The 11,652-nt window shown below is 62.0% G+C and carries 15 protein-coding genes and 1 tRNA gene; 6 read left to right on the forward strand and 10 right to left on the reverse strand.

Features of this window, described 5'->3' with window-relative positions:
• Window positions 1–61: 61 nt before the first annotated feature.
• Together DMY87_RS04165 and treZ are read right to left on the reverse strand one after the other, a co-directional pair.
• A complete protein-coding gene (locus DMY87_RS04165) occupies window positions 62–337 on the reverse strand; it encodes a hypothetical protein (RefSeq protein ID WP_205908137.1) in 276 nt (91 codons plus the stop codon).
• A gap of 83 nt (window positions 338–420) precedes the next feature.
• A complete protein-coding gene (gene treZ, locus DMY87_RS04170) occupies window positions 421–2,265 on the reverse strand; it encodes a malto-oligosyltrehalose trehalohydrolase (protein WP_110789986.1) in 1,845 nt (614 codons plus the stop codon).
• A gap of 176 nt (window positions 2,266–2,441) precedes the next feature.
• Here treZ and DMY87_RS04175 point away from each other — a divergent pair, with 176 nt between their 5' ends.
• Window positions 2,442–2,627, forward strand: a complete 186-nt coding sequence (locus DMY87_RS04175; RefSeq protein ID WP_110789987.1) for a hypothetical protein — start codon at window positions 2,442–2,444, stop codon at window positions 2,625–2,627.
• Between the two features lie 77 nt (window positions 2,628–2,704).
• On the opposite strand, the gene DMY87_RS04180 is transcribed toward DMY87_RS04175, so the two are convergent.
• Complete coding sequence (locus DMY87_RS04180; RefSeq protein WP_110789988.1) at window positions 2,705–3,814, reverse strand: glycoside hydrolase family 25 protein; 1,110 nt, start codon at window positions 3,812–3,814, stop codon at window positions 2,705–2,707.
• 218 nt (window positions 3,815–4,032) lie between these two features.
• Here DMY87_RS04180 and DMY87_RS04185 point away from each other — a divergent pair, with 218 nt between their 5' ends.
• The 5 genes from DMY87_RS04185 (at window position 4,033) to DMY87_RS04205 (ending at window position 8,308) form a co-directional block, all read left to right on the forward strand.
• Complete coding sequence (locus DMY87_RS04185; protein WP_110789989.1) at window positions 4,033–4,344, forward strand: hypothetical protein; 312 nt, start codon at window positions 4,033–4,035, stop codon at window positions 4,342–4,344.
• A 118-nt stretch (window positions 4,345–4,462) separates the two neighbouring features.
• Window positions 4,463–5,431 carry an ABC transporter substrate-binding protein gene (locus DMY87_RS04190; protein ID WP_110789990.1) on the forward strand — a complete coding sequence of 323 codons (969 nt, stop codon included), beginning with the start codon at window positions 4,463–4,465 and terminating at the stop codon, window positions 5,429–5,431.
• A 38-nt stretch (window positions 5,432–5,469) separates the two neighbouring features.
• On the forward strand, window positions 5,470–6,462 hold the full coding sequence (locus DMY87_RS04195) for a FecCD family ABC transporter permease (protein WP_110790377.1): 993 nt from the start codon (window positions 5,470–5,472) through the stop codon (window positions 6,460–6,462).
• Window positions 6,459–7,496 (forward strand): FecCD family ABC transporter permease, encoded by a 1,038-nt coding sequence (locus DMY87_RS04200; RefSeq protein ID WP_110789991.1) that lies wholly within the window; start codon window positions 6,459–6,461, stop codon window positions 7,494–7,496. The genes DMY87_RS04195 and DMY87_RS04200 overlap by 4 nt, the downstream gene beginning before the upstream one ends.
• 8 nt (window positions 7,497–7,504) lie before the next feature.
• On the forward strand, window positions 7,505–8,308 hold the full coding sequence (locus DMY87_RS04205; RefSeq protein ID WP_110789992.1) for an ABC transporter ATP-binding protein: 804 nt from the start codon (window positions 7,505–7,507) through the stop codon (window positions 8,306–8,308).
• 6 nt (window positions 8,309–8,314) lie between these two features.
• On the opposite strand, the gene DMY87_RS04210 is transcribed toward DMY87_RS04205, so the two are convergent.
• The 7 genes from DMY87_RS04210 to DMY87_RS04240 form a co-directional block, all read right to left on the reverse strand.
• Window positions 8,315–9,007: a class I SAM-dependent methyltransferase gene (locus DMY87_RS04210; protein WP_110789993.1), complete on the reverse strand. Its 693-nt coding sequence runs from the start codon at window positions 9,005–9,007 to the stop codon at window positions 8,315–8,317.
• A 205-nt stretch (window positions 9,008–9,212) separates the two neighbouring features.
• Window positions 9,213–9,288 (reverse strand) — tRNA-Phe (locus DMY87_RS04215).
• Between the two features lie 196 nt (window positions 9,289–9,484).
• The gene (yacG, locus tag DMY87_RS04220; protein ID WP_110789994.1) at window positions 9,485–9,697 is read right to left on the reverse strand and encodes a DNA gyrase inhibitor YacG; all 213 of its coding nucleotides are present in this window, start codon (window positions 9,695–9,697) and stop codon (window positions 9,485–9,487) included.
• Between the two features lies 1 nt (window position 9,698).
• Window positions 9,699–10,319, reverse strand: coding sequence for a Maf-like protein (locus DMY87_RS04225; protein WP_110789995.1), 621 nt, complete (start codon window positions 10,317–10,319; stop codon window positions 9,699–9,701).
• A 28-nt stretch (window positions 10,320–10,347) separates the two neighbouring features.
• On the reverse strand, window positions 10,348–10,566 hold the full coding sequence (gene infA / locus DMY87_RS04230) for a translation initiation factor IF-1 (RefSeq protein WP_004435948.1): 219 nt from the start codon (window positions 10,564–10,566) through the stop codon (window positions 10,348–10,350).
• Between the two features lie 143 nt (window positions 10,567–10,709).
• Window positions 10,710–11,114, reverse strand: coding sequence for an arsenate-mycothiol transferase ArsC (locus DMY87_RS04235; RefSeq protein ID WP_110790378.1), 405 nt, complete (start codon window positions 11,112–11,114; stop codon window positions 10,710–10,712).
• Window positions 11,115–11,176: 62 nt separating this feature from the next.
• A complete protein-coding gene (locus tag DMY87_RS04240) occupies window positions 11,177–11,650 on the reverse strand; it encodes a UPF0262 family protein (protein ID WP_110789996.1) in 474 nt (157 codons plus the stop codon).
• Window positions 11,651–11,652 lie beyond the last annotated feature (2 nt).

An 11,652-nucleotide genomic window follows, 5' to 3' on the forward strand; every position in this document is an offset into this window, starting at 1 on the left:
CCACACTGTTTGCGATCCTGAGTTCCAACCCTTTGTCAGCTTTCGATCGGCATCGTCAGGCCTATACCTGACCACCTCCACCGACATGGAGCGACATCGAAGGCCCACGTCCGGCGGGCGACCAGATGTCCGATCGGCCCTGAACCTCATGCATTCGTCCGCGCAAATCCTGCTGGCGAAGCACGAATTTGCTGCGCGTGCCTGCCAGCTTTTCAGAGCAAAGGCGAGCCGCCTCGACAGCAAGCCTGTAGCTCGGATACACGGCCGACTGACGGCCCTCGAAGACAAACGCCCAGCCTGCGGCTTGGGGGATGATGTCGCAATAGGTCTCACTCATGGCCGCACTCCTCCTGATCTCATGATAAACGCCTCTGCGGCGCTCCGGTTCCCGCCACGGCCCAAAATAAGTCGCCGCCGGCGTCAGCCTCGAACAAAGATGAGACCCTGGGGTGAGAGTTCTGCGAGCTCCAGCACGCCGGTTTCGGCGGAGCCGGGCAGCACATGGATGACCTGTCCCCGCACGGGAGGGATTTTGACAGGCACGTCGGTGAAATTCGCCCTCAATTGCCAAAGGGTTTCCCCCAGCTGCCAGTCGACCGCCAGAATGCCGTCCTGTGCCTTCAGGACTTGGCCGGTGTCACCACCAATGTTTTCGAGAAGTGGCATCAGATGGTCTCGGCGTTTTCCGACAAGTGTCTTGAAATAGGCCCGCGCTTCCCTGCCGTTCGAGGTGTTCATCTCCTCCCAGTCCAGTTTGGACATGCGGAATGTTTCGGGGCCATTCGGATCAGGCACGTCATCCACCGTCACATCGTCGCCGGCGCCGAAATCCCGGGCCTGTTGCAAGCGATCGTCAGGGGTATTCTGCTGCAGCTCCTCGGGATAATCGCTGAAAAAGAAGAACCGGGATCGGCTGGCAAATTCGTCGCCCATGAAGACCAAAGGTATCTGCGGCGAGAGAAGCAGTATGGCCATCAACCGCTCGCGCAAGCCCTTGTCGATCTGGGCCCACAAACGGTCCCCTCCCACCCGATTGCCGACCTGATCATGGTTTTGAATGAAATTGACAAAGGTGACAGGGGGAAGGTGTCCGCTCGGCTCTCCGAAGATCTCGTCTCCCCGCCCCTCGATCGTCTCACCCTGCAATGCGAAACCGCTGGCCAGGGTCTTGCCGATCCGCGGCCAGAAGTCCCTCGCGAAGGGCTTGTAGTGCCCTCCATGCTCGCCGGTGGCCCAGGCATGGATGAGATGATGATAGCCATCGTTCCATACGCCGTCATAAAACCGCACGGAATTGTCCTTGTCCCGCTCGTGAAAGCGGGTGATCCCGCGGGCATCCTCCAGAACCAGATGGACGTGGCGACCAGTCAAGCGTTCGCGAACCGCAAGCGCCAACTCCTCCAGGATGTGCGTTGTCGACGTCTCGTCCCTGATCTGGTCTGCCGCATCGAAGCGCAAGCCGTCGAGATGAAACTCCTCCAGCCAATAGAGGGCGTTTTCGATGACGAAATCGCGCGATGGCTTCCGCTCAAAATCGATCGTCGGCCCCCATGGCGTGCCCTCCTCGTGCATCATTTCGGGCGCGTAGACGGAGAGATAATTGCCGTCGATGCCGAAGTGATTGTAGACGACGTCCAGCATGACCATCAGGCCCAGTTCATGAGCATGGTCGATGAAGGCCTTCATGTCGTCGGGAGTGCCGTAGGACGGGTGCGGCGTATGCAGGAGCACACCGTCGTAACCCCAACCGCGCGTCCCGCCGAAAGCCGCAACCGGCATCAGCTCCACGACGGATATGCCGGCCTCGGCAAGATCTGCAAGTTTTTCAGCCGCCGCAGTAAAGGTGCCCTCCGCAGTGAAGGTGCCCACATGCAGCTCATAGACCACCGCCTCGCGCCAGGGGCGCCCCTGCCATTGGCCGTCACGCCAGCGATAGGCCGTGGGATCGATGACCAGAGAAGGGCCATGGACATCGTCCTTCAGGGCGCGGCCGGCCGGGTCGGGAACGACAAGACCGTCGGGCAGAACATAGGCGTAAGGCGTACCGGGCGCGACATTGCTCGCGCTCAGCTCGAACCAACCGTCGAATGTCCGCGACATCGGCATGTCCTTATCCGCAAGACGCAGCGTCAGCGCCGTGAGGGACGGCGCCCAGATGCGGAAACGAACTTCACCGGCAGCGGTGCATTCAGCGCCCCAGCTCTTCGGGGAGACCCGAGATTGCGATCGCCCGCCATTGGCTGTGGGCCGTTGTGCCACGTTCATTGCATCCACCTTTCGCCGCCGTTTCCCGCATCGAACGGCAGGTTGCGGGAAAGGTTCCGAATGAAACTGGTGGTGGCCTGCGGTCACGATGGAGGAACTTTTGGCGACCGACGCGGATTGTCCCTGGTGACGACGGATGAAACACACCGCCTTATCCGCAAACGAGGAGAAACGTCATGGCCTTCATTGATGGTGCCACGCCGCCCCAGACACCCCCCGCCGATCAGCCGCCGATGCCAGCGCCAACCTGGGTGCCAGAGATCGAAGAGCCGGCGCCGGATCTCCTGCCGGATGAATTCCCGAACCCCAATCCCGACGAAAACCCGGAACCGGCGGTGATCGAACCGGGAGTCGGCATCTAGACTGTGGCCGTTGAGGATCTGGCGCTCCCAACGCCCCCGCCGTCAGACCAGGATGCGTTGGTCCCCGCTTCTGTGGCTCAGCGCAGGCCCGCGACCTTGTTCCAGCTCTTCGAGCCGGACACCCAGTTCTGCCAATCGGCAACCGAGCCGCGGAAGACGTTGAGGTCGATCTTGCCGTTGACACCCTGGGAGAGACCAGAGCCGGAATACTGCCAGAAGACCCATTTGCGTCCTGGATAGGTTTTCGACGGGTGGGCAGCGACCGATCGCAGCCAGAAGGGATAATCAAGGAAGTAGCCGTCCAGATTGTCCTTGTAGAAGTCCGGGGCCGTGTAGATGACCGGACGCTTACCGTAGTGGCGTTCCAGGCGATCCATGAAGACCTGCATCTTTTCGCGTGCCTTTTCCGGTGACAGGCGGAAGCGGCAGCTCGACTCGCCGTTGTATTCAACGTCGATGACGGGCGGAAGTGCATCCGGATCGCGCGGGACGTTGCGGATGAACCAGTCGGCCTGGTCGCTTGCGACACGGCACCAGTAGAAGAAGTGGTAGGCGCCGCGCTTGAGACCGGCCTCCTTGGCCTTGCGCCAATTGGTGCGGAACATCGGGTCGGTGTGATCACCACCATCTGTCGCCTTGATATAGGCGAAGTTCGCACCCTGGCTTCTCAGCTTCACCCAATCAATATCCCCCTGCCAGCGTGAGACATCCACGCCATGCACGGCGTGGTGCTTCGGCTTGACCTTGCCGAAATTCATCGGCTTGGCATCGCGGAACCGCTGGCTGTAGACGCGGTGGCGGCCTCCGGCGCTCGGCGCCTGTTCTTCAGCAGGCGCCATGGTCGGTGGCAGGGAAGACGCCGGCGGGACGGGCGGCATCAGCATGGCGACGGGTCGCTGATCCGGCACCGGCATGCCGGCTGACATCGTCGCGGATTCGAAATGGGCCTGGTTCGGCGTATTGCCCGCCCAGGCCAGGGCTTCGGGATGGGATCCCGCGTCCTGAGGCGGCGTGATCGCGCCGGTCTGTTCGTCGACCGCGACAGCCGGAACGGGAGCCGCTGTCTGCGCAACCTGCGTTTTCGGCTGCGGCGCCAGCCCCAAGGCGTCGATGGGGCTTGTCCGCGCCGTGCAGCTGGTCAGAGCCAGCGTGAGAGCGAGAAGGGACGGAAGAGCCTTGAAACGCATGACACAGGAACTCGCAGGTTGGCCGGGCACACGCGCGTGCACCCGGGAACTCCGGGAATGGCTAACAAAGCTTTACGGGCAAATGCTGAATGCAATCTTTACGGACGCGGTTAACGCCGGAAGTTGGCCGGACTTGACGACCATTGGACATTGGTTGCCGGGGGCTTGCCAAGGTTCCTTGGCCATGGAACCTTCCGGCATCAAACCGGGAGATGCCTATGAAATATTTGATCCTGACCAGCATTGTGATGTCGGTTGCCCCTGTCGCCTCCGCGCAGGCCGCCGTTTCCGGCTACTATGACAGCCTCGAGCGCATTGGCACGATCCTCGCTGACGGGCGCTTGGCGGACATTCTGCACCAGCAGCCGATCGGCGCAATCAGCAACACCGGCACACGGAAGGACGGCGCAGCGGAGTGGACGATCCGGACGCAAGACTGTGACCTGAAAGTCTATCTGGTCCCGACCCTGCCGAATGGACCGGGCAAGACGACGTATGCGATCGACGTGCCCGCAGGACAATGCGACTGACTGCGGGGCGTCGAGACACCAGGCAAAATGGCGTGTCGTCAACACGGTAAAAAACATGATTGAAAAAATCATGTTAAGGGAATAAGCAGCAGGCAGCGAACCTCAAAGGAGCCGACGCATGCCTGCATTCCGCCGATTGGCCATTGGCCTGACCCTCACATTGTGCCTTGCCGGTGCTGGCACAGGCCATGCTGAAGACGCCAAGACCCGTACTTTCACCGACGAGCGAGGCGTTACGGTTCAGGTTCCCGCGCATCCGCAGCGCATCGCCTCGATCTCCTTCTTTGCAACCGATGTGGCGCTGGCGCTCGGCCTGAAGCCGGTGGCCACCACCTACATGGTTGCCGATCGCCATCCGGACTATCTGCTTGGGCTGACCCAGGATATCCAGCAGATCGGCCAGCGGGCGAAGCCCAATCTCGAGCTTTTGTCCGAGTCAAAGCCGGATCTGATCGTCGCGATGGCGCGCTACACGGTTGGCAATGCCGAAGCCCTGCAGAAGATCGCGCCTTACATTGCCTACAATATGGAGCTTCTGAGCGAGAGCTATACGGAAGTGGCACAGCTTTCCGACCTTCTGGGCAAGCCCGAGCGCGGGCTTGAGCTGAATGCCGACTTCAAGAAACATCTCGAGGAATTCGCCGCCAAGGCACCGAAGGACCAGCATCCGCGCTTCCAGATCATGTGGGGCGGTGACACGCCCTTCTCGTTCCACACGGAAAACACGGCTGCCTCGATCGTGGCCGCACTCGGCGGCGACAACATTGCCGGACCGATGACACCCGGCGGCAAGTTCGGTCTGGAAATCAGCCTGGAGACCATGCTCGAAAAGGACCCTGAGGTGATCTTCGTCATGGATAGCGGTCCAGACCGCCCACATGAGAACAACCCGATCTGGAGCCAGCTGTCGGCGGTCAAGAACGGGCGGGTCATCTATGTCGGCGACGAATGGGTGGAAACCAACGGCCCGATCGCGCGCGAACTGGTGCTGCGCGAAGCCGCCCACTATCTCTACCCCCAGACTTTCCCGGCCGTCGACATCAAGGCCGAGGCGGCGAAGATCATTCCCGCCAGCCTGCAGCAATGACATCCGTGACACCTGTCGGCCCGGTCAGGGCCGACAGCATGCGCGCCTTGATCCTGCTGGTGGCCCTTCTGGCCGCAGCCGCAGTCGTCATTGCCGCCGGCCTCACCTTCGGCACCAAGCCGCTTGCGGCAGAAGCCGCACTTCGCGCGCTGTTTCGACCGGACGGCAAGCTCGACTCGATCCTGGTCTGGGCTTTGCGGTTGCCGCGCAGCCTCGTCGCTTTCGTGGGTGGCGCGGGCCTCGCGGTGTCCGGCTATCTCCTGCAGACCCTGACACGCAATCCGTTGGCGGGGCCTGGCCTGACCGGCGTCAGCGCCGGCGCCGTCACGCCCATAGTCGCCTGTTTCGTTTTCCTGCCGACCCTGTCATCGGTCTTTTACCCCCTGATCGGCCTCATTGGCGGACTGTCGGCTTCCGCCGTCACCTTCTGGATTGCGCGTGGCGGCAATGCGAGGCCACTGCATCTGGCGCTCGCCGGGATCAGCGTGTCGCTGTTTCTCGGCGCGATCACGACCTACATCCTTCTCCTCAGTGGCCCGCAGGTCCCTTCCCTGCTCTTCTGGCTGTCCGGCGGGTTCCAGGGACGCAGTTGGCCTCAGCTCGTGCAAATGCTCCCCTGGGTGGTCGGCGGGACGGGTCTGGCGCTTTGCTGTCATCGCATCCTGCAAATCCTGGCGCTGAGCGATCAGGCTGCGGCCGGCATGGGGCTCAATCTTGCCCTGTGGAAGCCGCTGCTGCTCTTCGTTGCGGCCCTGCCCGTCGCCGGTGTTGCGCCCATTGCGGGTCCGGTCGCCTTTGTCGGGCTTGCAACGCCCCATATCGTGCGCCTGCTGAAACCCGGCGGACCGGCCCGGTCGATCATGTTCAATGTCGCCGCAGGTGGCCTCATGACCGTCACCGCCGATCTCGTCGCCCGCAGCGTCGCCCTGCCCAAGGAGATCCCTGTCGGGATCGTGACCGCGCTGATTGGCGGACCGATCTTCATCTACCTCGTCCAGCGACGGACACTCAGTTTCACGGGGAATGCATGAGCAGCAGCCCGCACATCGCACAAGCCCGACGACAAGCCTATCTCCTGCCGGGCCTCCTCGCCTTCATGCTGGTTTGTCTTGTGCTTGCCGTCTTCCTCGGCGTGGTCGATCTCGATCCATCCGACACACTGGCCGCACTGACGGGCCAAGGCTCGGCGGAAGCGCGTGCCATCATTCTCGATATCCGGCTGCCGCGCATCCTCACCGGCATGCTGGCCGGGGTCCATTTCGCGCTGGCGGGATTGCTGCTGCAATCGATCACGCGCAATCCCCTTGCCGATCCCTCGCTGATGGGCGTCTCGCAAGGCGCAATGCTGGCTGTCAGCGGGTTCCTCGTCATCTCCGTCTACAGCCAGGACACCGGCTCCACCACGCTGCAGGAATTGCCCGTTCACTGGCTGCCGCTGATCGGGACCCTCGGCGGCCTGGCGGCGGGCGCGTTCATCTATCTCATCGCGTTCCGCCGGGATCTCGGTCCCCTGCGCATTACACTATGCGGTATCGCGGTTGGCGCCGTGCTGCATGCCATCGGCATCGGCCTGATGGCTGGTTGGGGATCAGGCCGCCTGGAAGTGCTGCTCGAATGGTTTTCCGGAAGCCTCTATGCCCGTGGCTGGCAGCATGCTGTGTTTCTCCTGCCTTTCACCATCGCAGGCCTTGCCGTCCTGCCGGTGGTCCGCCGGCCGCTGGATCTGCTGCGCTTCGATGCCACGGTCGCCCGCTCCTTCGGCCTGTCCTATCGGACACAATTCTCCGTCGTGCTGCTGATTGCCTGCACGCTCGCCGCCAGCGCAGTCGGTGTCGTCGGACCGGTCGTGTTCGTCGGGCTGATCGTGCCGCATATGGCACGGTTCCTCGCCGGGCAGTACACACGCATCGTCCTGCCGCTGACCATCATGCTCGGGGCGATCACCATGACGCTCGCCGACCTTGCGGGACGGCTGGCGGGCGGGGCGGAGGAAATCCCGATCGGCGTCGTCACCGCAATCTGCGGTGTGCCGCTGCTCGTCGCGCTGCTGCGCAAAACGCCATGAGGACCGCGATGTTATCCTGTTCCAATCTGTCGATCACCTACGGCGCGCGCAGGGCGCTGGAGCGTTTCACCCTCACACTGGAACCCGGCGAGATCCGCGCCCTGATCGGTCCGAACGGCTCGGGCAAAAGCACGGCGCTTCAAGGTCTTGCCGGTATGGTCAAACCTGTGGAAGGCAGCGTGGCGATCGACGGCGCTCCGATCTCTGGCATGACCCGCCGCCAGATCGCGCACCGGCTTTCCTTCCTTCCGCAGCAGCCGACGGCACCCGACGAAATGACCGTCGAGCAACTGGTTCGCCAGGGTCGCTTTGCCCATGTCGGCCTGTTCCGGCGCTATGATCAGAACGATGAGGACGCCATTGCGTGGGCGATGGAGAGCACCGGCCTTTCCGCTCTGGCAGAGCGAAGCCTGAGCGCGCTTTCGGGCGGGGAACGACAGCGGGCCTGGATCTCTGCAGCACTGGCGCAGGAAGCAAAAATCCTGCTGCTCGACGAACCGACTTCGTTCCTCGATATCGGCTACCAGATCGAGGTGCTCGACCTCGTCCACCGCTTAAGCCGAGACCGCGGGGTCACCGTGGTCATGGCGATCCACGACCTCAATCAAGCCCTGTCGATTTGCGACCGCATTTCGCTCATGGAACGGGGCCGGATGGTCTTCGACGGCATCGCGACCGATCTCGCCCAAAGCGGCCTGATCGAACGGGTTTTCCGCGTCGACGGGCAGTTTGTCCAAATCTCCCCGGACGGCCCGCCACATTTCGACGTTCATCTCCAGCGATGGGCGGAACCGGTTACCCGGCCCGCCTGAGCTCTGTCACGCCTTGATCAGGCGGAAGACGATCTTGGTCTGACTGTAGTAGTCCAGCGCGGTCGCGTAATCCGGCGTCCAGCCGCCCGGCTGGTAGGGAATGAAGCCGTCGAAAGCGAGTTTTCGCGCAGAGACGGCAAACCCGGCCCCGGCAAAAACGCGGGCGTAGTCCGTCACAGAACGGTCCTGCACCACCGTATTGGTGCGCTCTGCAACCAGCTTGCGCCAGGCCGGCCACAACGGATTGTCCGTATGGCAGCCCGTGACCGCGTAATACACGCCGCCGGGTTTCAGGACCCGCAGCATATCGGCTGCATGGGCTTCGATATCCTCGATGAGATAGATGACCTCGTGGCTAAAGGCGATGTCGAACTCGGCGTGCCAGCCGGCAAGCTTCGTATCCGTCTGATATTGGACCGGCAGATTGCCCTTGAGCGCATTCGCCTTGTCGATGGACTGTCGGGCGATGTCGACGCCGAGCGCCTTGCGGAACGGTCTGAGGGCATGGAGGTGGCGCAGGAAACCACCCTGATTGCAGCCAAAATCAAGGACTGCCTGACGCGACAGGTCGGGTTCCGGCACAAGCCCGATCAAATGCCGCCAGATGGGCGCATGACCATCCGCCATGGCGTCCTCCGCATCGGGATCGATATACCAGGTGGAAATCGTTTCGGGCTGCTTCATGTCGGATACGCTCATTGAAAACACCTTATCATGACAAAATTCATCATGTTTTATTGCCTTAATGAGTCCGCTCAAAAGATTCCAGACTTTTGTTCGAGAATGAGGTCGGCAGGACATGCGCCAAAGCCAGCAAAGCAAATACCCGCCCCGCCTGCTGGATCGTGCACAGGCGTCGCGGTCCGTGGACACGCTCAAACATTCACATGATGATTGAATGGAATGGTGCCCGGAGGCGGATTTGAACCACCGACACGCGGATTTTCAATCCGCTGCTCTACCAACTGAGCTATCCGGGCATCTCGGCTCTTTGACGAACCTTCCGGTTTCTCTCGAAACCGCCGGGCTATGTCCCCGGGAGCGAGCGGGGTTATAACATCTTGTTCGGCCATGGCAAGCGCTTGAGAGCACTTTTTTGAAGAAGATGTGAAAATCGCAGAAAAGCCAATCCGAACAAGAGGATCGCTCGGCTGACTTCGCAGCCGGAAACGCTTTTCAGGTGTAGCCTTCGTCGTCGGCCTTGGATTCGTCGTCGGCGACCGGGATGGCGTAAGAACCGTTCAGCCAGCGGGAGAGATCGAGATTGCGGCAGCGGTCGGAACAGAAGGGATAGTTCTCCCGCGTCGACGGTCGGCGGCACTCGGGACAGGGCAGCGCCTTGCGCAGCGGCTCCACCTTGGCCACCCGCGGGCTTTCTTCATCGCGCATGTCAGCCCTCCGTCCAGCCGCTATGCACGTCGTAACCCTCGCCCTGGAGCATCTGCAGCGTTTCGAAGAGCGGCAGGCCGACGACATTGGTGTAGGAGCCGACAAGTTTCTGGACGAAGCTGCCGGCAATGCCCTGGATGGCATAGGCACCCGCCTTGCCGCGCCATTCACCCGAGGCCAGATAACATTCGATGTCGTAGCCCGAGAGCCGTTTGAAGCGGACCTTGGTTTCCACGATCTTCTGGCGCAGCTTGCCGTCCGGCGCGATCAGGCACACGCCGGTGAAGACCCAGTGGCTGCGGCCGGACAGAAGATGCAGAGCGGAAGAGGCTTCCTGGACGAGTTCGGCCTTGGGCAGGATGCGGCGACCAACGGCAACCACCGTGTCGGCTGCCAGCACATAGCTGTCGTTCCAGGCGACATCCTTGCGGATCTGCTGGTATGCCGCCTTTGCCTTGTCGGCCGACAGGCGCCGCGCCAGCGAGCGCGGATGCTCGGATTTCTTCGGCGTTTCATCGAGGTCCATCGGCATCAGACGCGCGGGCTCGATGCCGGACTGCTTGAGCAGATCGACACGGCGCGGCGACCCGGAGGCCAAGATCAGCTTCTGTCTGAGTTCCATGTCACCTCGCGGCCGTTCTCGGCGGCGCTTACTTGAAGCGGTAGGTGATGCGGCCCTTGGTCAGGTCGTAAGGCGTCATTTCGACCAGAACCTTATCGCCGGCGAGAACGCGGATGCGGTTCTTGCGCATGCGGCCCGCCGTGTGGGCGATGATTTCATGTTCGTTTTCGAGCTTCACGCGGAAGGTGGCGTTGGGCAGCAGTTCGGTGACGACGCCGGGGAATTCGAGGACTTCTTCTTTAGCCATAGAGCGGTTGTCTTTCCTGGGGTTTTAAACGGGGCGCGCAGAGGGCCCCTTAAAATGTGGGCGGAAACTACACAATCGCCCGGCATTTGTGAACCTTGTAGATTCGGCTTTCGGAAATTGTTTCACGGCGGGCGAAATCCCGGCTATTCCGGCGCCAGCACGAGCCTTTCGCGGATCAGTTTCGTCAGCCGATCCCGCACGTCACGATAGGCGGCAAGCCGCTGATCGCGGCTGCCCGTATCAACCGTCGGATCGGGCATCGGCCAGTACTCCACGTCGACGGCGGAATGCCGGGTCAACTCAAGAGCAGCATGATGGGCTTCCGGCGTCAGAGTTACGACGAGATCGAAGAAATCGTCGGCCATGTCTTCGAGTGTCTGGGGCTGACGGCGGCCGAGCGAAAGACCGATCTCGTCGAGCACCACATCGACGAACGGATCACGCTCCCCCTTCCTCACACCTGCAGATGCGACCCAGGTGCCTGACGGCAAAGCCTGCCGTGCGATCGCCTCGGCCATCGGGCTGCGGATGACATTCTGTCCGCACATGAAGAGGATCGCGCCCGGGCGCGGTGTCCGGCGGCTCTCGATCCCGCCCTCCTGCACGTTTCCTAACCCCGCCAATAGAGCACGCAGACCAGGGTGAAGAGACGGCGGGCGGTGTCAAAATCAAGCTTGATCTTGCCTGACAGCCTGTCCATCAAGGTCTGCGAGCCGTCATTGTGGATGCCGCGCCGGCCCATATCGATCGCCTCAATCTGCGACGGCGTGGAGGAGCGGATCGCCTCGTAGTAGCTCTCGCAGATCATGAAGTAATCCTTGATGATCCGCTGCAGCGGTGTCAGCGACAGGATGTGGACGGCGACGTCCTCCCCCGTCTCCGTCTTGATCGAGAAGACGAGCTTGCGGTCGACGAGGGACAAAAAAAGCTTGTAGGGACCACCGGCATGGCCGACCGGCTCGAACGAGTTTTCCTCGATCAGGTCGAAGATGGCGACGGCCCGTTCGTGCTCGACATCAGGTGTCGAGCGCCCGATCGTCTCGTCCAGCACGACATCTGAGAGCCGGAAATCGCCCGCCGCCATGT

Origin of the sequence: Peteryoungia wuzhouensis, from assembly GCF_003205195.1 — a bacterium.
GTDB lineage: Bacteria > Pseudomonadota > Alphaproteobacteria > Rhizobiales > Rhizobiaceae > Allorhizobium > Allorhizobium wuzhouense.

Bases quoted from the DNA above. Each gene is read 5' to 3' on its own strand.
- treZ (WP_110789986.1), bottom strand. From the start codon at position 2,265: ATGAACGTGGCACAACGGCCCACAGCCAATGGCGGGCGATCGCAATCT.
- DMY87_RS04205 (WP_110789992.1), top strand. From the start codon at position 7,505: ATGTTATCCTGTTCCAATCTGTCGATCACCTACGGCGCGCGCAGGGCG.
- infA (WP_004435948.1), bottom strand. From the start codon at position 10,566: ATGGCTAAAGAAGAAGTCCTCGAATTCCCCGGCGTCGTCACCGAACTG.
- DMY87_RS04240 (WP_110789996.1), bottom strand. From the start codon at position 11,650: ATGGCGGCGGGCGATTTCCGGCTCTCAGATGTCGTGCTGGACGAGACG.
- DMY87_RS04200 (WP_110789991.1), top strand. From the start codon at position 6,459: ATGAGCAGCAGCCCGCACATCGCACAAGCCCGACGACAAGCCTATCTC.
- DMY87_RS04190 (WP_110789990.1), top strand. From the start codon at position 4,463: ATGCCTGCATTCCGCCGATTGGCCATTGGCCTGACCCTCACATTGTGC.
- DMY87_RS04235 (WP_110790378.1), bottom strand. From the start codon at position 11,114: ATGTGCGGACAGAATGTCATCCGCAGCCCGATGGCCGAGGCGATCGCA.
- DMY87_RS04180 (WP_110789988.1), bottom strand. From the start codon at position 3,814: ATGCGTTTCAAGGCTCTTCCGTCCCTTCTCGCTCTCACGCTGGCTCTG.
- yacG (WP_110789994.1), bottom strand. From the start codon at position 9,697: ATGCGCGATGAAGAAAGCCCGCGGGTGGCCAAGGTGGAGCCGCTGCGC.
- DMY87_RS04185 (WP_110789989.1), top strand. From the start codon at position 4,033: ATGAAATATTTGATCCTGACCAGCATTGTGATGTCGGTTGCCCCTGTC.
- DMY87_RS04175 (WP_110789987.1), top strand. From the start codon at position 2,442: ATGGCCTTCATTGATGGTGCCACGCCGCCCCAGACACCCCCCGCCGAT.
- DMY87_RS04210 (WP_110789993.1), bottom strand. From the start codon at position 9,007: ATGAGCGTATCCGACATGAAGCAGCCCGAAACGATTTCCACCTGGTAT.
- DMY87_RS04225 (WP_110789995.1), bottom strand. From the start codon at position 10,319: ATGGAACTCAGACAGAAGCTGATCTTGGCCTCCGGGTCGCCGCGCCGT.
- DMY87_RS04195 (WP_110790377.1), top strand. From the start codon at position 5,470: ATGCGCGCCTTGATCCTGCTGGTGGCCCTTCTGGCCGCAGCCGCAGTC.
- DMY87_RS04165 (WP_205908137.1), bottom strand. From the start codon at position 337: ATGAGTGAGACCTATTGCGACATCATCCCCCAAGCCGCAGGCTGGGCG.